Origin of the sequence: Azotobacter vinelandii CA, assembly GCF_000380335.1 — a bacterium.
Lineage (GTDB): Bacteria > Pseudomonadota > Gammaproteobacteria > Pseudomonadales > Pseudomonadaceae > Azotobacter > Azotobacter vinelandii.
The window spans coordinates 2,406,933-2,423,916 of the sequence record NC_021149.1; the positions used below are offsets into that span (position 1 = coordinate 2,406,933).

At 68.9% G+C, this 16,984-nt stretch carries 19 protein-coding genes and 1 pseudogene; 7 read left to right on the forward strand and 13 right to left on the reverse strand.

What is annotated here, in order from left to right:
• Window positions 1-2 precede the first annotated feature (2 nt).
• Entirely contained in the window at window positions 3-1,208 is a 1,206-nt protein-coding gene (gene flgL, locus AVCA_RS10995; protein WP_012700992.1) for a flagellar hook-associated protein FlgL, read from the forward strand.
• A gap of 175 nt (window positions 1,209-1,383) precedes the next feature.
• On the opposite strand, the gene fliR is transcribed toward flgL, so the two are convergent.
• The 13 genes and pseudogenes from fliR to fliF all read right to left on the reverse strand — a co-directional run bounded on the left by fliR (window position 1,384) and on the right by fliF (window position 12,558).
• Window positions 1,384-2,178, reverse strand: a complete 795-nt coding sequence (fliR, locus tag AVCA_RS11000; RefSeq protein WP_012700993.1) for a flagellar biosynthetic protein FliR — start codon at window positions 2,176-2,178, stop codon at window positions 1,384-1,386.
• 2 nt (window positions 2,179-2,180) lie between these two features.
• Window positions 2,181-2,450 carry a flagellar biosynthesis protein FliQ gene (gene fliQ / locus AVCA_RS11005; protein ID WP_012700994.1) on the reverse strand — a complete coding sequence of 90 codons (270 nt, stop codon included), beginning with the start codon at window positions 2,448-2,450 and terminating at the stop codon, window positions 2,181-2,183.
• Window positions 2,451-2,463: 13 nt separating this feature from the next.
• Window positions 2,464-3,222 (reverse strand): flagellar type III secretion system pore protein FliP, encoded by a 759-nt coding sequence (gene fliP, locus AVCA_RS11010; protein ID WP_012700995.1) that lies wholly within the window; start codon window positions 3,220-3,222, stop codon window positions 2,464-2,466.
• Entirely contained in the window at window positions 3,219-3,641 is a 423-nt protein-coding gene (fliO, locus tag AVCA_RS11015; RefSeq protein ID WP_012700996.1) for a flagellar biosynthetic protein FliO, read from the reverse strand. The genes fliP and fliO overlap by 4 nt, the downstream gene beginning before the upstream one ends.
• Window positions 3,638-4,105 (reverse strand): flagellar motor switch protein FliN, encoded by a 468-nt coding sequence (gene fliN / locus AVCA_RS11020; RefSeq protein WP_012700997.1) that lies wholly within the window; start codon window positions 4,103-4,105, stop codon window positions 3,638-3,640. The genes fliO and fliN overlap by 4 nt, the downstream gene beginning before the upstream one ends.
• A complete protein-coding gene (gene fliM, locus AVCA_RS11025; RefSeq protein WP_012700998.1) occupies window positions 4,098-5,150 on the reverse strand; it encodes a flagellar motor switch protein FliM in 1,053 nt (350 codons plus the stop codon). The genes fliN and fliM overlap by 8 nt, the downstream gene beginning before the upstream one ends.
• A 6-nt stretch (window positions 5,151-5,156) precedes the next feature.
• On the reverse strand, window positions 5,157-5,645 hold the full coding sequence (fliL, locus tag AVCA_RS11030) for a flagellar basal body-associated protein FliL (RefSeq protein WP_012700999.1): 489 nt from the start codon (window positions 5,643-5,645) through the stop codon (window positions 5,157-5,159).
• A gap of 189 nt (window positions 5,646-5,834) precedes the next feature.
• Window positions 5,835-7,220 (reverse strand): flagellar hook-length control protein FliK, encoded by a 1,386-nt coding sequence (locus tag AVCA_RS11035; protein WP_012701000.1) that lies wholly within the window; start codon window positions 7,218-7,220, stop codon window positions 5,835-5,837.
• 9 nt (window positions 7,221-7,229) lie between these two features.
• On the reverse strand, window positions 7,230-7,700 hold the full coding sequence (gene fliJ / locus AVCA_RS11040) for a flagellar export protein FliJ (RefSeq protein ID WP_012701001.1): 471 nt from the start codon (window positions 7,698-7,700) through the stop codon (window positions 7,230-7,232).
• Window positions 7,701-7,729: 29 nt separating this feature from the next.
• Entirely contained in the window at window positions 7,730-9,109 is a 1,380-nt protein-coding gene (fliI, locus tag AVCA_RS11045; RefSeq protein WP_012701002.1) for a flagellar protein export ATPase FliI, read from the reverse strand.
• Window positions 9,106-9,843 (reverse strand): flagellar assembly protein FliH, encoded by a 738-nt coding sequence (gene fliH, locus AVCA_RS11050; protein WP_012701003.1) that lies wholly within the window; start codon window positions 9,841-9,843, stop codon window positions 9,106-9,108. The genes fliI and fliH overlap by 4 nt, the downstream gene beginning before the upstream one ends.
• Window positions 9,836-10,831: pseudogene (gene fliG / locus AVCA_RS11055) on the reverse strand (flagellar motor switch protein FliG). Before fliG ends, fliH begins: the two are co-directional and overlap by 8 nt.
• Window positions 10,828-12,558 (reverse strand): flagellar basal-body MS-ring/collar protein FliF, encoded by a 1,731-nt coding sequence (gene fliF, locus AVCA_RS11060; protein WP_012701005.1) that lies wholly within the window; start codon window positions 12,556-12,558, stop codon window positions 10,828-10,830. The pseudogene fliG and the gene fliF overlap by 4 nt, the downstream one beginning before the upstream one ends.
• Before the next feature lie 262 nt (window positions 12,559-12,820).
• Here fliF and fliE point away from each other — a divergent pair, with 262 nt between their 5' ends.
• The 6 genes from fliE (at window position 12,821) to AVCA_RS11090 (ending at window position 16,801) form a co-directional block, all read left to right on the forward strand.
• Window positions 12,821-13,147, forward strand: coding sequence for a flagellar hook-basal body complex protein FliE (gene fliE / locus AVCA_RS11065; protein WP_012701006.1), 327 nt, complete (start codon window positions 12,821-12,823; stop codon window positions 13,145-13,147).
• A gap of 129 nt (window positions 13,148-13,276) precedes the next feature.
• Window positions 13,277-14,614, forward strand: coding sequence for a flagellar filament capping protein FliD (gene fliD, locus AVCA_RS11070; protein ID WP_012701007.1), 1,338 nt, complete (start codon window positions 13,277-13,279; stop codon window positions 14,612-14,614).
• A gap of 28 nt (window positions 14,615-14,642) precedes the next feature.
• The gene (gene fliS, locus AVCA_RS11075; protein WP_231876321.1) at window positions 14,643-15,041 is read left to right on the forward strand and encodes a flagellar export chaperone FliS; all 399 of its coding nucleotides are present in this window, start codon (window positions 14,643-14,645) and stop codon (window positions 15,039-15,041) included.
• Between the two features lie 2 nt (window positions 15,042-15,043).
• Complete coding sequence (gene fliT, locus AVCA_RS11080; protein WP_012701009.1) at window positions 15,044-15,427, forward strand: flagellar protein FliT; 384 nt, start codon at window positions 15,044-15,046, stop codon at window positions 15,425-15,427.
• Entirely contained in the window at window positions 15,424-16,524 is a 1,101-nt protein-coding gene (locus AVCA_RS11085) for a hypothetical protein (RefSeq protein ID WP_012701010.1), read from the forward strand. The genes fliT and AVCA_RS11085 overlap by 4 nt, the downstream gene beginning before the upstream one ends.
• The gene (locus AVCA_RS11090) at window positions 16,517-16,801 is read left to right on the forward strand and encodes an EscU/YscU/HrcU family type III secretion system export apparatus switch protein (protein ID WP_012701011.1); all 285 of its coding nucleotides are present in this window, start codon (window positions 16,517-16,519) and stop codon (window positions 16,799-16,801) included. The genes AVCA_RS11085 and AVCA_RS11090 overlap by 8 nt, the downstream gene beginning before the upstream one ends.
• Window positions 16,802-16,984 lie beyond the last annotated feature (183 nt).

Sequence of the window (16,984 nt, forward strand, 5' to 3'; positions counted from 1 at the left end):
GCATGCGTATCAGCACCGTCACCATGTTCGAACAGGGTCTGAGTTCGCTGGTCCGCCAGCAGAGCGAGTACCTGAAGGTCGGCCAGCAGATCGCCAGCGGCAAGCGGGTGGTCAATCCCTCCGACGATCCCCAGGCCGCCTCGCGGGCGATCAGCGTGTCCCAGTCCCAGGCCGTCAACCAGCAATACGACGACGCGCGGGTCAGCACCCGTAACGCCCTGTCCCAGGAAGAGAGCGTGTTGAACAGCATCGCCGACGCCATCGCTAGCGCCAAGACCCGCTTGGTCCAGGCCGGCAACGGCACCCTCAGCGACGCCGACCGCTCCTCCCTGGCCAGCGAGATCAAGGGCATCTACGAGTCCCTGCTCGGCCAGGCCAATGCCACCGACGGCAGCGGTCGCTACCTGTTCGGCGGCTATCAGGACAGCAGCCCGCCCTTCGTCAAGGACAACACCAGCGGCGCGGTCGCCTATCAGGGCGACGAGGGCTTGATACTCCAGCAGGTCGATGCCTCGCGGCAGATGCCGAGCAGCGACAACGGCAAGCAGATCTTCCAGAGCGTGCACGGCTCCGCCGGCTATCTGGCCCAGGCCGACGCCGGCAACGCCGGCACCGTCACCTTCACCGGCCCCTACGTCAGCGACTCCACGGCCGCCGGTTTCGGCAGCGGCTTCACCCTGGACTTCGCGGTGGCCACCGACGGCAGCGTCACCTATAGCAGCGACGGCGGCACCACCCAGGTGCCCTACGCGGACGGGCAGAGCATCGAGATCAACGGCCTGAGCCTGACCCTGGAAGGCACCCCGGCCGACGGCGATTCGATCGTCGTGGAGAAGGCCCAGAACGCCGACCCCGACCTGTTCCGCACTCTCGAGAACATGATCGCCGCCCTCGATACGCCGGTCGAGACCGACGCCGACCTGGCGCGCCTGCAGAACACCCTGTCCACCTCCAGCCGCGAACTGGACAACGCGCTGGACAGCGTGCTGACCGTGCGCGCCTCGGTGGGCGCGCGGCTCAACGAACTGGACGTGCTCGACGCGGTGGGCGACAACCGCGCCCTGAACTACAAGCAGACCCTCTCCGACCTGATCGACCTCGACTACAACGAGGCCATTTCCGAATACAGCCTGCGCCAGGTCGGCCTGCAGGCGGCGCAGAAGGCTTTCGTCGACATCAGTTCGCTGTCGCTGTTCGACCTGCTCTGAAGGCGAGTCCTGTCGAGCCCTTCGGCTGCTTTTCGGCGAGGAGCGGGGCCGATCCGTCCGCGATCATCGGCGAAATTCCGAGTATCGCGGACGAGCCCGCTCCTGCTCAGACGCCATCGGCCTCGCTCCCATGGCCCCGCTCGGGGAAACGCGCACGACCTTGAAGGGCTGCCGTTCAGACCGGTGTCAGCGACAGGCTGGCGGTCAGTTGCATGATGAAGTCCAAGCCGGCACGCAGCAGTCCCTGGATAAAGCCTCCCAGATTCCCCATCAGCACCGTCAGCAGGAGCAGGCCCAGGCTCAGGGACAGCGGGAAGCCCACCGAGAACACCGTCAGTTGCGGTGCCGAGCGGTTGAGGATGCCCATCGCCAGGTTGACGATCAGCAGCGAGGCCACCAGCGGCAGGGCCAGCAGCAGGCCCGAGACGAACAGGGTGCCGCCGTAGCGGGCGAGCATTTCCCAGGCCGAGGGATCGAGGCGCGGCAAGCCGATCGGCAGGCTGGCGAAGGTGCCGGCGAGCAGTTCGAGTTCCAACAGGTGGCCATCGAAGGCCAGGAACAGCAGCAGCGCGATCGTGTACAGCAGGCGCGAGAGGACCATGCTGTTGGTGCCGGTGTCCGGCGAGAAGAAGGTGGCGAAACCCAGGCCCATCTGCAGGCCGATGATGTCGCCGGCCGTCTGTGCCGCGGCGAAGGTGACGCGCATGACCATGCCGATGGCCAGACCGATCAGCATCTGTTCGACCGTGATGCCCAGGCCCGGCCAGGAGAACAGCGCGACCTCCGGCAGCGGCGGCAGGTTGGGCCCCAGCAGCACGCTCAAAAGTACCGCCAGGGCGATCTTCACGCGGGCCGGTACGCCGCTGTGGCCGAACAGCGGGGTGGCCAGCAGGAAGGCGGTGATCCGGCAGAACGGCCAGAAGAAGGCGAGCAGCCATTGCTGCAGTTGCGCGTAGTCGACCTCGACCACGGTCAGCCGAGCATGCCGGGGAGGTTGGCGAACAGTTCCCGGGTGAAGTCGACGATCAACTGGATCATCAACGGGCCGGCCAGTACCAGCACGGCGAACACCGCGAGAATCTTCGGGATGAACGACAGGGTCATCTCGTTGATCTGGGTGGCCGCCTGGAACAGGCTGACCAGCAGGCCGACCAGCAGCGCGGTGAGCAGCAGCGGGGCAGCGAGGAACAGGGTGACACGCATGCCCTGGTGGGCCAGGTCCATGACCATTTCTGGCGTCATCGGGATCGTCTCTCTATATGTAAAAGCTTTGCGCCAGCGAGCCGATCAGCAACTGCCAGCCATCGACCAGCACGAAAAGCATCAGCTTGAAGGGCAGGGAAATGGTCGCCGGCGGAACCATCATCATGCCCAGCGCCATCAGCACGCTGGCCACCACCAGATCGATGATCAGGAAGGGGATGAAGATGGTGAAGCCGATCTGGAAGGCGGTCTTCAGCTCGCTGGTGACGAAGGCCGGCATCAGCACGCGCAGCGGTACCTGCTCGGGGCCTTCGAGTTCGCCCAGCCTGGCCAGGCGGGCGAACAGCGCCAGGTCGCTCTCGCGGGTCTGCGCCAGCATGAACTCGCGGAACGGCTGGCTACCGGTTTCGAGGAACTGCTCGAAGCCGATCTCGTCGCGGGAGAAGGGCAGCCAGGCGCTCTGGTAGGTGCGGTCGAGTACCGGCGACATGATGAACAGGGTGAGGAACAGCGCCAGGCCCAGCAGGACCTGGTTGGGCGGTGCGGCCGGGGTGCCGATGGCGGTGCGCAGCAGGCCGAGAACGATGATGATCCGGGTGAAGGCGGTCATCATCAGCAGCAGGGCCGGCAGGAAGGCCATCGAGCTGAGCAGCAGCAGGGTCTGCAGGCTCAGCGACCATTGCTGGCCGCCGCCGGCCAGCGGCTTGCTGGTGAGGGCGGGCAGGGCGGCCAGGGCGGACGCTGGCAGGCACAGGATGAGGCCCAGGGCGGCGGCCGGCCACAGGCCGGGGCGCAGGACGGTCGGATTCATGGTCGCTCCGGGTTGCCGGTCTCGCGGCCGGACAGGTGCTGCTTGAGTCGCTCGCTCAGCGCGCTGGCGAAGTCGCCGGCCGGACGGACTGCGCCAGCCCCGCCCCGCGCCTCGACGGGCGGCGCCGGCAGTTCGTGGAGCTTGCTGATCTGCTGGGCGGTCACGCCGAGCACCAGCCAGGTACCCTGCACCTCGACGATCACCACCCGCTCGCGGGAGCCTAGCAGACTGCTGCCGATCACCCGCAGGTGCTGGCCGGGCCAGTGGCGGCCGGGGCCGAAACGGCGCAGCAGCCAACTGCAGAGGAAGATCAAACCGACCACCAGGGCCAGGGCCAGGGCGGTCTTGCCCAGGGCGGCGAGGCCCAGCAGGTTGTCGGCGCCGCCCTTCTCCAGGGCGCTCGTTGCGGCGGCGCTCATCGGTTGAGCTTCTGCACCCGCTCGGAGGGGGTGATGATCTCGGTGATGCGGATGCCGTACTTGTCGTCGACCACCACCACCTCGCCCTGGGCGATCAGGTAGCCGTTGATGAGGATGTCCATCGGCTCGCCGGCCAGGCCGTCCAGTTCGACCACCGAGCCCTGGGCCAGCTCCAGCAACTGCTTGATGGTGATCCGCGTGCGGCCGAGTTCGACGCTGAGCTTGACCGGAATGTCCATGATCATGTCCAGGTCGCGCATGCCTTCGGCAGTGGCGCTCTTGCCGAGCGGCTTGAACACGTTCTGGCCGGCGTTCTGCGTGGCCGGCTCCGGGAGCGTGGCGGCCTGCTCGGCGAGGGCGGCTGCCCAGGGATCGTCCTCGGCCGGTGTGGCGGCCTGTTCGGCCATGGCGCTGGCCCAGTCGTCCTCCAGGGTGTTCAGGTCGGGTTTTTTCGCGTCAGTCATGGTGGGGTTCCTTGGCGGCGGGCAGGCTGCCCTTGATGAACCGCTCGGTCGTCGCGCCGGCGTTGGCGGATGAATGGTCGATCAGTTCCTTTACCTGCAGGGCGCGCTGGCCGTTCCGGCTGCCGTACTCGCAGCGCATCACCGGTACGCCGTCGACCCGGGCGACGACCGTCTCCGGCAGTTCGATGGGCAACACGTCGCCGACCTTGAGCGCCATGACCTGGCCGATGCACAGGTCGATGCCGGCGAAGTCGGCGATCAGCTCGATCTGCGACTGCTTGATCTCGCTGGCCATGCGCTTGCCCCACTGGCGCTCCTCGTCCGGGTGGCTGTCGTTGAGCGGCCCGTTGAGCAGGCTGCGCAACGGCTCGATCATCAGGTAAGGCATGACGATGTTGAAGTCGCTGGCCAGGTTGCCCACTTCCAGGTGGAAGGTGCTGTTGATGACGATCTCGTTGGGTGAGCTGGTGATGTTGGCGAACTTGGCCTGCATCTCCGAGCGCAGGTAGTCGATCTCCAGCGGGTACACCGACTTCCAGGCGCTCTGGTAGGCCTCCAGGGCCAGCCCCAGCAGGCGGCGGATGATGCGCTGCTCGGTGTGGGTGAATTCGCGCCCCTCGGACTTGGTGAGGAAGCGGCCATCGCCACCGAACAGGTTGTCCACCACCATGAACACCAGGCTCGGCGGAAAGACCACCAGCGCCGTGCCGCGCAGGGGCTTCATGGCCAGCAGGTTGATGTTGGTCGGTACCGGCACGTTGCGCGCGAAGTCGCTGTAGCTCTGATAGCGCACGCTGTCGACGGTGATGTCGGCGCTGCGGCGGATCAGGTTGAACAGGCTCATGCGGAAGTAGCGGGCGAAACGCTCGTTGATGATGTCCAGCGCATGCAGGCGCTCGCGGATCACCCGGTGCTGGGTGGCCGGATTGTAGGGACGGATGCGCTGGGTGTCGGCGGGTTCGCTGGGCGAGCTGTCTTCCTCGCCGCTGACTCCCTTGAGCAGCGCGTCGATCTCTTCCTGGGAGAGCAGATCGTCTTGGGCCATGGGCGGCTACTGCACGATGAAATCGGTGTAGAGGACGTCGGTCACCCGCAGGGTCGGCTGCGGCGTGGCCATGGGCTGCTGGAGCATCTCGAGGATCTTCGCCGAGAGCTGGTCCTTGCCGTTGGGGGTCATCAGCTCGGCGGCGGTCTGCGCGGTGAACAGCTTGAGCAGGCGGCTGCGCAGTTGCGGCATGTAGCGCTTGAGGAATTCCTCGCTGGCCTTGTCCGTCACCTGCAGGGAAAGGCCGACATAGAGCAGGCGCTCCTCGCGCTGCTCGCCGCGCAGGTTGACGGTGAAGGGGCTGATGGGCACGAAGATCGGCGCCGGGAGCGGCTCGGCGGCCGCCTCGGCATCGCTGTCGGCCCCGGCGTGCGCGCCCTTGTTCATGAGGAAGTACACGCCCGCGGCGCTGCCGCCGGCGGCGATCAGCACCAGAAGGATCGCCAGCAGCCAGTTGACCTTGCCGCTGCCGCGTGCAGGAGGGGTTTTGCTCATTGCGTGTGCCCTTGAGGGAGGTCGACTCGTTCGGAGAGGAAAAAAAGTATGCCGATGGGGGCTCGGCTCCGATGGGGCGATAAGACCCTGCTATCGCACGCATCTTGTTGTTTTGCCTGGCGGCCGGTGGATGGCGTGTAGCGGACGGCCGGTGGCGGAGCGCGGTTCCGTCCGGCCGTTTCGTTCCCGTCAGGCGTACAGGTCGATACCTTCGAGGCGGAGCGGCCTCGGCGCGACGGTTTCGGGCGATCCGGGCACGGCTTCCTCGTTACCTCCGCCCGCCGGGCTCGTGCCGCCGCTCCAGCTCGCCGGGCGCTCGTCCCGCTGCTGTTGCTGGCGCTCGCCGACCGAGGTTTCGCCCAGGGCGATGCCCTGCTCGGCGAGGGCTTCGCGCAGTTGCGGAATGGCCTGCTCGACCGCCGCGCGGACCTGCGGGTGGGCGGAGAGGAACTGCGCCTGGGCGCCCGACTCGCCGATCTTGAGGCTGATCGACAGCGGGCCGAGTTCGGCCGGATGCAGGTGCAGTTCGATTTCCCGCTCGCCGCGCTGTTGCAGGCCGAGCAGGTGCTGGCCAAGGCCGCGCTGCCATTCGGGGCTGGCCAGCGGCGCCGTCAGGCTGGCGGCTGTGGAGGCGCCAGCCGTGGCGGGACTGCTTGTCGCCGTGCCGCCGGCGGACAGGCTGGCGCCGGCGAGCGGGAAGGTGGCGCCATCGGCCGTGCTTGCCAGGCTGGGAGCGAGGTTTTCGCCCGCCCAGGCGCCTTCGGCGGGCGTCGGTGCGGGACCGCTCTGCCCGGCGGCGGATTCGGGCCGGCCCTGGCTGGCGGCGACCGGCGCGTCGGGCAGTGCCGGCCCGTCCTGCTCGACAGCGGCGGAAGCCGCCTGGCCGGAGGATTGCGCGGCATTCGCCGGGGTGCCCGGGGTTGTCGCGCCAGCCGGCAGCGGAGACGAGGTGAACTGCGCCGGCTGGCCGGGGGCGTGCGCGATGTTCGCCGGGACGCCCATGGTTACCGTGGCGGCCGTAGCGCCGGCCGTCGGCGGAGACTGGGTGACTTGCGCCGGCTGGCCGGCCGGGGCCGCTCCGGCGGCGCCGGGGAGCGGCAGTTGTCCGGCGCTCTCGATCGCCTGCAGGCGCGAGCGGATGCGCTGCAGGTCGTCGGAACTGTCGCTTTGCGCGAGGCTCGGGGCGGCGGCGGCCGGTAGTGCCGGAGTCGACGGGAGCGGGGCTTGCAGGAGCATGGCCACCTGCTCGGCAACGGTATCTTCAGGGAGTTCGTCCGCGTGCACCGGGGCCTCTTCCTGTGCCTCGGGCACAGCGGCCGAACCTGCCAGGGACAGGCTCGGCAAGACGGACGCCGATATGGCGAGGGGCATCGGTGCGGCGAGGAGCGTTGCGGCCGGCGTTTGCGCGTCAGCGGCGCGCGGGGAAGTGGGCTGGGCGGCGGCCGCGCTGGGCGCCTGGCGGCCGGCCGCCTGTTCGAGGCTGCGGGCGAAGTCGCCGCCGTTGGCGGCAGGCGAAGGGCTTGGTGGCGCGCTTGTCGCGGCGCCGGACATGGCCGTCAGGGCGATGATATCCATGGGGACCTCTTACAGGCTGCTGTCGGTCGGGAAGCTGGAAGCACCTTGGCGCAGGCGCAACTGGGCGCTGGTTTCGTCGCTGCGGCGCTGTTCGGCGCGGTTCTCGCGCAACTGACCGAGCCGGGCGCGGCGCTCGACCAGGGTGTCGTAGGAGTTCAGCTTGCGACGCTGCTCCTGCCAGTGCCGCTGGCTGTGGTCGACCTGCCGGCGCTGCGCGTCGAGGGTCTGCACGGCGCGCTGGATGGCGTCGTCCAGCGAGCCCAGGAAGGCCCGGTAGTTGTGCAGGCTGGCCGGGGCGATGCCTTGCTGCATGGCCTGCTGCAAGCGCTGGCGATACTCCTGGCGGTAATGTTCGAGGGTGTTCATCTGTTCCTGGGCCTGCCGCTGGGTACGGCGCTGGTCGGCCAGGGTGCGGCCGGCGGCCTCCAGGGCTTCGCGGGTCAGATCGATGAGGGTGTCGAGCGCGCTGGTCGTGGACATAGCGGGTCACCTGCCTTGCCTGCACGGCGTCATGGGGTGGGAATCACGGCGTTGAGCGCCTTGAGCGTCTCCTCGATGCCGGCGCGCTCGTCGATGCGCTGCTGGAGGAAGCGTTCGAGCTGCGGATAGAGGTTCACCGCGCGGTCCAGTTGCGGGTCGTGGCCGGGAGCGTAGGCGCCGACGCTGATCAGGTCGCGGTTGCGCTGGTAGCGGGAGAGCGATTGCTTGAACTGCTGGGCTTTGCGCTGCTGCGCGTCGTCGACGATGGCGGTCATCGCCCGGCTGATCGAGGCCTCGATGTCGATGGCCGGGTAGTGGCCGCTTTCCGCCAGGGCCCTCGAGAGCACGATGTGGCCGTCGAGGATCGCCCGCGCCGAGTCGGCGATCGGGTCCTGCTGGTCGTCGCCTTCGCTGAGCACGGTGTAGAAGGCGGTGATCGAGCCGCCGCCGCGCGGTCCGTTGCCGGTGCGCTCGACCAGCCTGGGCAGCTTGGCGAACACCGACGGCGGATAGCCCTTGGTGGCCGGCGGCTCGCCGATGGCCAGGGCGATCTCGCGCTGGGCCATGGCGTAGCGGGTCAGCGAGTCCATGATCAGCAGCACGTCGCGGCCGGCATCGCGAAAGTCCTCGGCCAGCCGGGTGGCGTAGGCGGCGCCCTGCAGGCGCTGCAGTGGCGAATTGTCGGCCGGGGCGGCGACCACCACCGAGCGGCGCAGGCCTTCCGCGCCGAGGATGTTGTCGATGAAGTCCTGCACCTCGCGGCCGCGCTCGCCGATCAGCCCGACCACGATGACGTCGGCGCGGGTGTAGCGCGCCATCATGCCGAGCAGCACCGACTTGCCGACCCCGGAACCGGCGAACAGGCCCATGCGCTGGCCGCGGCCGACGCTGAGCAGGCCGTTGATGGCGCGGATGCCGACGTCGATCTGGCGGTCGATGGGCGCCCGGTGCAGCGGGTTCAGCGGCGGGGTGTGCAGGCTGGCGTGGTGCACCCCGTCCAGCGGGCCCAGGCCGTCGAGCGGCTGGCCGCTGCTGTCGACGACCCGGCCGAGCAGGCGTTCGCCGAGCGGAAAGCGCCGCGCGCCGAGGGCGTCGCCGCCTTCGCCGAGCGGGAACACCCGGGCGCCCGGACGCAGGCCGGCGATCTCCTCCAGCGGCATGAGGAACAGGCGCTCGCCGGCGAAGCCGACCACTTCGGCCTCGGCCTGGCGCGCCTCGCCGCCGGGCTGGGCGGCCAGTTCGATGCGGCACACGCCGCCCAGCGGGATGTCCAGGCCGACGGCTTCGAGGACCATGCCGGTGGCCCGCACGATGCGCCCGCTGCGCCGGTACGGCGGCAGCTCGTCGAGGCGCCGCTGCAGGCCGTCGAGAGCCTGCGCCCAGTGCTGTCGATGGGGATTGGCGGTCACGTCGCGAATTCCTCGCCGGCCGCCGGCACGGCGGGACGCTTGCGCACCTGGCGGACGATCGCCGCCCAGCGGCTTTCCCAGGTGGCGTCGAGATCGCCGCTCTGGCTGGTCGCCCGGCAGCCGCCGCGGGTGATCAGGGCGTCCGGCTGGAGCTGCCAGCCGGCGGCCTCCAGTTCGGCGCCGAGCTGCTCGCGGACCACTTGCAGGTCGGCCGGATGCAGCCACAGGCGCGGCCTGCCGGCAAGCGGCGGTTCGCTGTGCAGCAGGGCGCGGACGGTCGGCAGGATGTGCTCGGGCTCGACCCGCAGCGCCTCGCCGGCCAGTTGCCGGGCGCCGGCCAGGGCCAGCTCGACCAGTTGCTCGGCGATCTCTCCGTCGAGCTGGGCGAGCGCCTGCTCGAAGCTCTGCGCCAGGGCGCGCAGCGGTTCCGCGGCTTCGCGGATCTTCTCCTGCAGGGCCCGCTCGCCGGCCTGGCGGCCTTCTTCCAGGCCCTGCGCGTGACCGTCCGTCCGGCCGGCGGCGAAACCCTCCTCGTACCCCTGGCGACGGGCCTCCTCGCGGACCTGTTCGCGCAGCGCCTTGAGTTCGGCGTCGCGCTTGAAGGCCTGCTGGCGCTGGACCTCGCGACGCTGCCGTTCGGGGTCGGGCCGGGCGTCGTGCGGACGGCCCAACTCGTCCATCCGCCAGGGACGCCAGGGGGCGCCGTCGCGCGACCAGGACGGTTGATCAGACATAGGCGTCGTCTCCGCCGCCGAGCACTATCTCGCCGCTGTCGGCCAGGCGGCGGACGATCTGCAGGATCGCCTTCTGCTCGGCCTCGACCTGGGAGATGCGGATCGGCCCGCGCGCCTCCATGTCTTCCCGCAGCAGTTGGGCGGCCCGGTTCGACATGTTCGCCAGGAACTTGTCGAGCAGCGCCGGCGGGGCGCCCTTGAGGGCGATGACCAGGGAGTTGCTCTCCACCTGGTTGAGGATCAACTGGATGCTGCGGTCGTCCAGTTCCAGCAGGTTCTCGAACAGGAACATCTCGTCGAGGATCTTCTGCGCCAGGTCTTCGTTGTGGGCGCGCACGGTCTGGATGGCGATTTCCTCGAAGGTCGAGTTCATCAGGTTGAGGATTTCCGCCGCGGTCCTCACGCCGCCCATCTTGCTGCGCTTGAGGTTCTGGCCGTCGAGCATGCCGCCGAGCACTTCGGTCAGCTCGTGCAGGGCGATTGGCTGCACGCCGCTGAAGGTGGCGATGCGCAGGATGATGTCGTTGCGCAGGCGCTCGTCGAACAGCTCCAGCACGTCGGCGGCCTGGTGGCGCTCCAGGTGCACCAGGATGGTGGCGATGATCTGCGGGTGTTCGTCGCGGATCATCTCGGCGACCGCCGAGGCCTCCATCAGGTTCAGCTTGTCGATGCCGCTGCCGGTGTTGGTGCTTTCCAGGATGTCGTCGATCAGGCTGGCCGCCCGCTCGCTGCCCAGGGCCTTGGTCAGCACGGCGCGGATGTGTTCGCTGGACTGGATGCTGATTGCCGCGTACTGCTCGGTCTCGTCCATGAACTCTTCGAGCACCTGGCGCATCTCCTCGTGCGACACCTAGCTGAGGCGGGCCATCTCCGTGCCGATCGCCTGCACATCCTGGTTGGGCAGGTACTTGAAGACTTCGGCCGCGCTGTCCTCGTCGAGGGACAGCAGGAGGATCGCGCTGCGCCGTGCGCCGGTCATTTCAGTCATTTCTCTTCTTTCTTCATCCAGCCGCGGACGATCATGGCTACCAGGCGTGGGTCTTCCTTGGCCATCTCGCGCAGGCTCTGCAGGTTCTGTTCATAGATCGGCGACTTGCGCCGCAGGTCGCGCCGCTGGCTCTCCTCGGCGGCCAGGGCCGGTACCCGGGAGGCTTCGAGGGCGAGTTGCGCGGCTTCGGCGGCCTCGGCCCTGGCGCTGGCTTCGGCGGCCAGCTTCTCCCGGTGGCGGCGCTTCAGCGGGCGCAGCACCATCAGCCAGAGCAGCAGGGCGATGAAGGCCACCAGCAGGTAGCGCGACAGGCTGGTCGCCAGGTTGTAGAACTCCGGCGTCTTCCACCATTCCTGCTGGTCGACGACCAGGCTGTCGGCGAAGGGGCTGTTCATGATTTCCAGCTGGTCGCCGCGGGAGTCCGTGAAGCCCATGGCCTGGCGGACCAGACGGTCGATCCGCGCCAGTTCCTCCTGGCTCAGCGGCTCGCGGCTGGTCTGGCCGTCCTTGATCGCGTCGCGGTAGTTGACCACCACTGCGGCGGACAGGCGTTGCACGCTGCCGCGCCGGTACTGCACGTGCTCGACGCTGTGGTCGACCTCGTAGTTGGTCGTGTTGTCGCGGCTCAGCGTGGTGGGCGCCTTTTCCGCGGCCGCGGCGGCGGCCTGGCCGGTTCCCCCGGTGCCGGCGGCATTGCCGGTCTGTGTCGTTTCGTTCGCGGCGGGAGCGGGCGGCGGCGGTGGGTTCGGCGGGCTGTTGGTCAGCGCGCCGGGCACCCCGCGGGCCAGCTCGGTACCGCCGGACAGGTTCTCGGAGAGCTGCTGGCTGCGCACCGCCGCTTCGCCGGGCTGCTGGTTGGGGGCGTAGCGCTCGGCGGTCTGTTCGCGGCTGGCGAAGTCGATCTGCGCGACCACCTGGGCGCGGACGTTCTGCGCGCCGAGGATCGGCGCGAGGATGTTCTCGATGCGCCGCTGGTAGGAGCGTTCCACCTCGTCGATATAGTCCAGTTGGGTGCCGTCGAGGTCGCGGGCGCCGCCCTGCCGGGAGAGCAGGCGGCCGTTCTGGTCGACCACGGTGACCGCGTCGATGGAAAGCCCCGGTACACTGGAGGAGACCAGGTGGGCGATGGCGTTGACCTGACTCTCGCCCAGTTCGCGGCCCGGTTGCAGGTTGAGCACCACCGAGGCGCGCGCCGGCTCGCGCTCGCGGACGAACACCGACTGCTTGGCCATGGCCAGGTGCACGCGGGCCCGCGAAACCGGGCCGAGCGATTCGATGGAGCGTGCCAGTTCGCCTTCCAGGCCGCGCTGGAAGTTGATCTGTTCGGCGAACTGGCTGACGCCGAAGGCCTGTTTGTCGAGCAGCTCGAAACCGACGTTGCCGCCCTGCGGCAGGCCCTGCTCGGCCAGTTGCAGACGCAGGGTGTGCAACTGGTCGGCCGGCACCAGCAGGCTGTGGCCGCCTTCGCTCAGGCGATAGGGAATGGCGCGCCTGTCCAGCTCGCCGATGATCCTTCCGCCGTCGGCCTCGTCGAGGTTGGCGAACAAGACCCGGTACTCGGGCTCGCGGGCCCAGAGCAGCAGGGCGGCGACGACCGCCACCACCGCCGCGCCGGCCAGCATCAGCGGCAGCAGCGGCTGGCTGCGCATCGGTGCGACCAGGCGTTCGACGAGGGGCGGGGCGGGAGTGGCGAGCGCGGTGCCCGGTCCGGCAACCGCGTTACTCACAAGCGTCTCCGGCAAAAGGCTGGGGCGATAGGAAAAGCATGGGGAAATCCGGTTCCTGGGGATAGGTTGCACGCATCCGGATCGGCCGGCAGCGCAAGTGCGCGCGGCTGATTTGGGACGAAGGTCATTATCCGGGGCGGCCCTGTGCCTAAAGGTTCAAAAAGCCATGGCTTTTAGGGCCAATTGGCTGCTTGCCCGGTCGGTCCGCGTTGATAGGCTTGCAATCGTCGAACGCCCGTCCATTTTTCTTGCAGGCTTGTCCATGAGTTCGCCCGCCATCCAGTCCGCCCTGCAGCAGATGCAGATCCTCGCCGGCCAGGCCGCCGGCGCTTCCGCTCCGGGCCCGCAGCCGGCCGAGCTCGCGCCGGGGAGTTTCGCCGGCGAGCTGCGCGCGGCGATCCACCGGATCAACCACCTGCAGCAGACCGCCAGCGACAGCTCCGACGCCTTCCAGGCCGGCGAGCCGGGGGTTGCCCTGAACGACGTGATGGTGGACATGCAGAAGGCCAGCGTGGCCTTCCAGATGGGCGTGCAGGTGCGCAACCGGCTGGTCAGCGCCTACAAGGAAGTGATGAACATGCAGATCTGAAACGCTGCCGGTGGTCGCTAAAGTCCTGGTCGGCGAGGCCGATATACCTAGAGCAGAAAACGACATCGGCAATCGCGCGACCGTCCACTCCGCGGACCACCGCGCCGTTTCATAAGGACTGACACTGACATGGCTACCATCTCGTCACTGGGCGTCGGCTCGGGACTCGACCTCACCGGGCTGCTCGATCAGCTCGAATCCGCCGAGCGCCAGAAACTCACCGTCATCACCAACCAGCAAAGCGTCATTTCCAGCAAGATTTCCGCTTTCGGCAGCCTGCAGAGCGTCCTGACCAGCCTGCAGGGCACGGTCGAGACGCTGGCCACGGCCTCCACCTACCAGGGCCAGACCAGCAGCATCAGCGGCAGCGGCGTGGCCGTGGCGGTGACCGCCGATGCCGTGCCGGGCAGCTACCAGGTGCAGGTGAGCCAGCTCGCCCAGGCGCACAGCCTGGCCAGCAGCGGTGTGGCCGACAAGACCGCCGCCGCGGCGACCGGCACCCTGACCATCCAGAGCGGCGACGAGACCCTGGAGATCGAACTGAGCGAGGGCAGCAATTCCCTGGAGGACATCCGCGACGCCATCAATGCCGGGGATGGCGGCGTCACCGCCTCGCTGGTCAACGACGGCAGCGGCACGCCCTGGCGCCTGGTGCTGACCGCCAAGGCCACCGGCACCGAGGCGGAGATCTCGGTCGGCGGTTCCGCGGCCGCCGCGCTGGGCTTCACCACGACCACGGAGGCCAAGGATGCCCAACTGACCGTCAACGGCATCGCCATCACCAGCCAGGGCAATACCGTCGAGGGCGCCCTGCAGGGGGTGACCCTGACCCTTTCCGCCACCGGCGACGCGCAGACCCTGACCGTCAAGCGCGACACCGGCTCGATCAAGACGGCCATCAACAGCTTCGTCAGCGCCTATAACGCCCTGGACAGCGTCGCCGACAGCCTCACCTCCTACGATTCCGACAGCGGCGACGCCGGTGTCCTGCTCGGCGACTCGACCCTGCGCGGCGTGCAGAGCAAGTTGCGCCAGGCGATCACCGGCGGACTCGACGAGGGCACCTATCGCTACCTGTCGGACCTGGGGATCTCGCTGCAGCTCGACGGTACCCTGAAGGTCGACGACAGCAAGCTGAGCGAGGCGCTCGAAGGCGACCTGACGGATATCCAGGCGCTGTTCGTCGGTACCGACGAACAGCCGGGGCTGGCCGCCGGGCTGGGCGATTCGCTGGACGCCATTCTCGACGAGGACGGCGCGCTCAGCTCGGCCATCGAGGGCCTGGAGTCGCGCAACGAGGCGCTCGGCGAGCGCTACACGCGCATGGAAAGCAGCATCGAGACGCTCATGGCGCGCTATACCGAGCAGTTCTCGGCGCTCGATACGCTGATCGCCCAGATGAACTCGACCAGCAGCTATCTGACCCAGCAGTTCGACGCCCTGAACGCCATGCTGAGCGATTCATAGATCCATAAGAAATGAAGGGGAGGTGGACATGACCGTCATGCGCGGGGCCAGTGCCTATGCCAGGGTGGGGGTGGAGAGCGGGGTCATGTCGGCCTCTCCCCACCAGTTGATCGTGATGCTGTTCGATGGTGTCCAGGCGGCGATCCGTACGGCCCGGTTGCACATGCAGGCAGGCAACGTCGCGGAGAAGGGCAAGGCCATTTCCAAGGCGCTCGATATCGTCAACATGGGCCTCTCCGCCGCGCTGGACCACGAGCGCGGCGGCGAACTGGCCGGACGCCTGGAGCAGCTCTACGCCTACGTGTCGCGGCTGCTGCTGCGCGCCAACCTGCACGACGACGAGCGCAGCCTGGACGAGGCCGCCGCCCTGCTGGAGGAGATCGGTTCCGCCTGGCGCGAGATCGGCCCCCAGGCGGGGGGAGGCTGAGCATGGGCGAGGGGCGGCAACTCATCGACTCCTACGAGCAGCTTCTGCTGCAGTCGCAAAGCATGCTGGAACTGGCCCGCCGCGGCGACTGGACGACCCTGCTGCAGGAGAAATCCTGCGGCCTGATCGATGCCGAGCGGCTGCAGCAACTGGAGGCCGGAGTTTCGCTCGGGCGACAGGAGCGACTGCGCAAGGCCGAGCTGCTGAAGCAGATCCTGGCGCTGGATGCGGAGATCCGCACGCATCTGCTGGCGCGCCGCGATGAACTCGTCCTGCTGATGCGCAACTCGCGCCGCCAGCGCGAGCTGAACCGCGCCTACCGTCCCGCCGTGGACTCGTCGATCGTGTACAGGATCGCCGACCGCTCCGACAAAGGTTCGCCGTGAGCGGAATCACGCCGCTGCTCGACACCCTGCTGCACCAGGTGCTGGGCAAGCCGGTCGATCTGCCGGTGGAGAAACCGGCGAATCGACCGGTGGAGCCGGTAGTGCCCGGCGAGGCGGTGCGCGCGCTGGACGAGGATGCGCGCCTGGATGCGCGGGTCGCCCGTTCGCCGGCGGCGCCGCTCGAAACGCCGCGCCAGGACGAACGGGCGGCCGCGCGCCGGGCGCCCGCGGCGGGGCCGGATTCCGCCGCGATCCGCCTCAGTCCGGCGGCGCGTGCCATCGCCGACGCGCTGCTTCGGCAGCCGGAGCGGCCGGCGGCGATCGCCCCGGCCGCGCCCTTGCTGCCCGCCGGCACTTCCGCTCCGGCCGCCGCGCTGCTCGCCGGCCTGCTCCGGCAGAGCATCGGCGAAAGCGGGCTGTTTTACGAGGCGCACTTGGCGCGCTGGTATCGCGGCGAATTGCCGCTGCAGGCGCTGGCGCGCGAGCCGCAGATGGCTGGCTGGCAGCCGCCGACGGAAGCCCCGCCGTCCCCACCGCGCCCCGGCGTCGAGGCGGCGCCTGCCGTACTGCCGGCGCCCGCCGCGGCGGATGCCGCGGCCGCCGACGAACAGCCACCCGCCACGGCGCCGCCCGCCGCGTCCGGGGAGGCTACGCGCCACGGGCCGGCACTGGAGCCCGAGCAGGCGCAGGGTCTGGTCCGGCAGCAACTGGAGCTGCTGGCCAATCCGTCGCTGCGCTGGCAGGGCGAGGTCTGGCCAGGCCTGTTCATGTCCCTGTCCCTGCAGGCGCCGGAGGCGCAGCGGCGGGGTTCGTCGCGTCCGGGCGAGGGCGGTGCGGGCGGCGAGGGCGGCGTGGAAGAGGAGCGCTGGAGCCTGCGGCTCGACCTGCGCTTGCCCGACCAGGGCGATCTGCAGGTGGAGGCCTGGCTGGACGCGCGGTCCCTGTCGCTGACCCTGAGCAGCGACTCGCCGGCCGTGCTGGAATATTTCGCGCGCGATGGCGAGCGCTTGCGCGAGCGCATCGCGGAATGCTTCCCAGGCGAGATCGCCCTGCGCTGCGTCGATGCGCGCCGGAGCGCGGAGGCAGCCGATGGATGAGGCGCGCGGCGAACGCCGCCAGGCGCTGGCGCTGAGCTACGCGGAAGGCGACGCGGCGCCGCGGGTGGTGGCCAAGGGATATGGCCGGCTGGCCGAGCGCATCGTCGCCGAGGCGCACCGCCAGGGCGTTCCGGTGCATGCCGCGCCGGAACTGGTGGGCCTGCTCATGCAGGTGGATCTGGATGCGCAGATTCCGCCGCAGCTCTACCAGGTGGTGGCCGAACTGCTGGTCTGGGCCTACGGCCTCGAGGCGAATCGCCGCGCGCCCATCGACTGAGGGAGCGGAAGCCTCTCGTCCCCGCTGCTCCTACGACTTTCCGCGAGTCCGCCAGAGCGGATACAACGATCCCATGATAAAGTTCAAAAAATGATGCTCGAAAAGCTCATTTTTTTTGACGCTGTTCACGATTTACGTGCCAACCATTTCTAACATGACGTTTTTTTAGGAAATCTTCATGGG

Bases quoted from the DNA above. Each gene is read 5' to 3' on its own strand.
- flgL (WP_012700992.1), top strand. From the start codon at position 3: ATGCGTATCAGCACCGTCACCATGTTCGAACAGGGTCTGAGTTCGCTG.
- fliQ (WP_012700994.1), bottom strand. From the start codon at position 2,450: ATGACGCCAGAAATGGTCATGGACCTGGCCCACCAGGGCATGCGTGTC.
- fliP (WP_012700995.1), bottom strand. From the start codon at position 3,222: ATGAATCCGACCGTCCTGCGCCCCGGCCTGTGGCCGGCCGCCGCCCTG.
- fliO (WP_012700996.1), bottom strand. From the start codon at position 3,641: ATGAGCGCCGCCGCAACGAGCGCCCTGGAGAAGGGCGGCGCCGACAAC.
- fliN (WP_012700997.1), bottom strand. From the start codon at position 4,105: ATGACTGACGCGAAAAAACCCGACCTGAACACCCTGGAGGACGACTGG.
- fliM (WP_012700998.1), bottom strand. From the start codon at position 5,150: ATGGCCCAAGACGATCTGCTCTCCCAGGAAGAGATCGACGCGCTGCTC.
- fliL (WP_012700999.1), bottom strand. From the start codon at position 5,645: ATGAGCAAAACCCCTCCTGCACGCGGCAGCGGCAAGGTCAACTGGCTG.
- AVCA_RS11035 (WP_012701000.1), bottom strand. From the start codon at position 7,220: ATGGATATCATCGCCCTGACGGCCATGTCCGGCGCCGCGACAAGCGCG.
- fliJ (WP_012701001.1), bottom strand. From the start codon at position 7,700: ATGTCCACGACCAGCGCGCTCGACACCCTCATCGATCTGACCCGCGAA.
- fliH (WP_012701003.1), bottom strand. From the start codon at position 9,843: ATGTCTGATCAACCGTCCTGGTCGCGCGACGGCGCCCCCTGGCGTCCC.
- fliE (WP_012701006.1), top strand. From the start codon at position 12,821: ATGAGTTCGCCCGCCATCCAGTCCGCCCTGCAGCAGATGCAGATCCTC.
- fliD (WP_012701007.1), top strand. From the start codon at position 13,277: ATGGCTACCATCTCGTCACTGGGCGTCGGCTCGGGACTCGACCTCACC.
- fliS (WP_231876321.1), top strand. From the start codon at position 14,643: ATGACCGTCATGCGCGGGGCCAGTGCCTATGCCAGGGTGGGGGTGGAG.
- fliT (WP_012701009.1), top strand. From the start codon at position 15,044: ATGGGCGAGGGGCGGCAACTCATCGACTCCTACGAGCAGCTTCTGCTG.
- AVCA_RS11090 (WP_012701011.1), top strand. From the start codon at position 16,517: ATGGATGAGGCGCGCGGCGAACGCCGCCAGGCGCTGGCGCTGAGCTAC.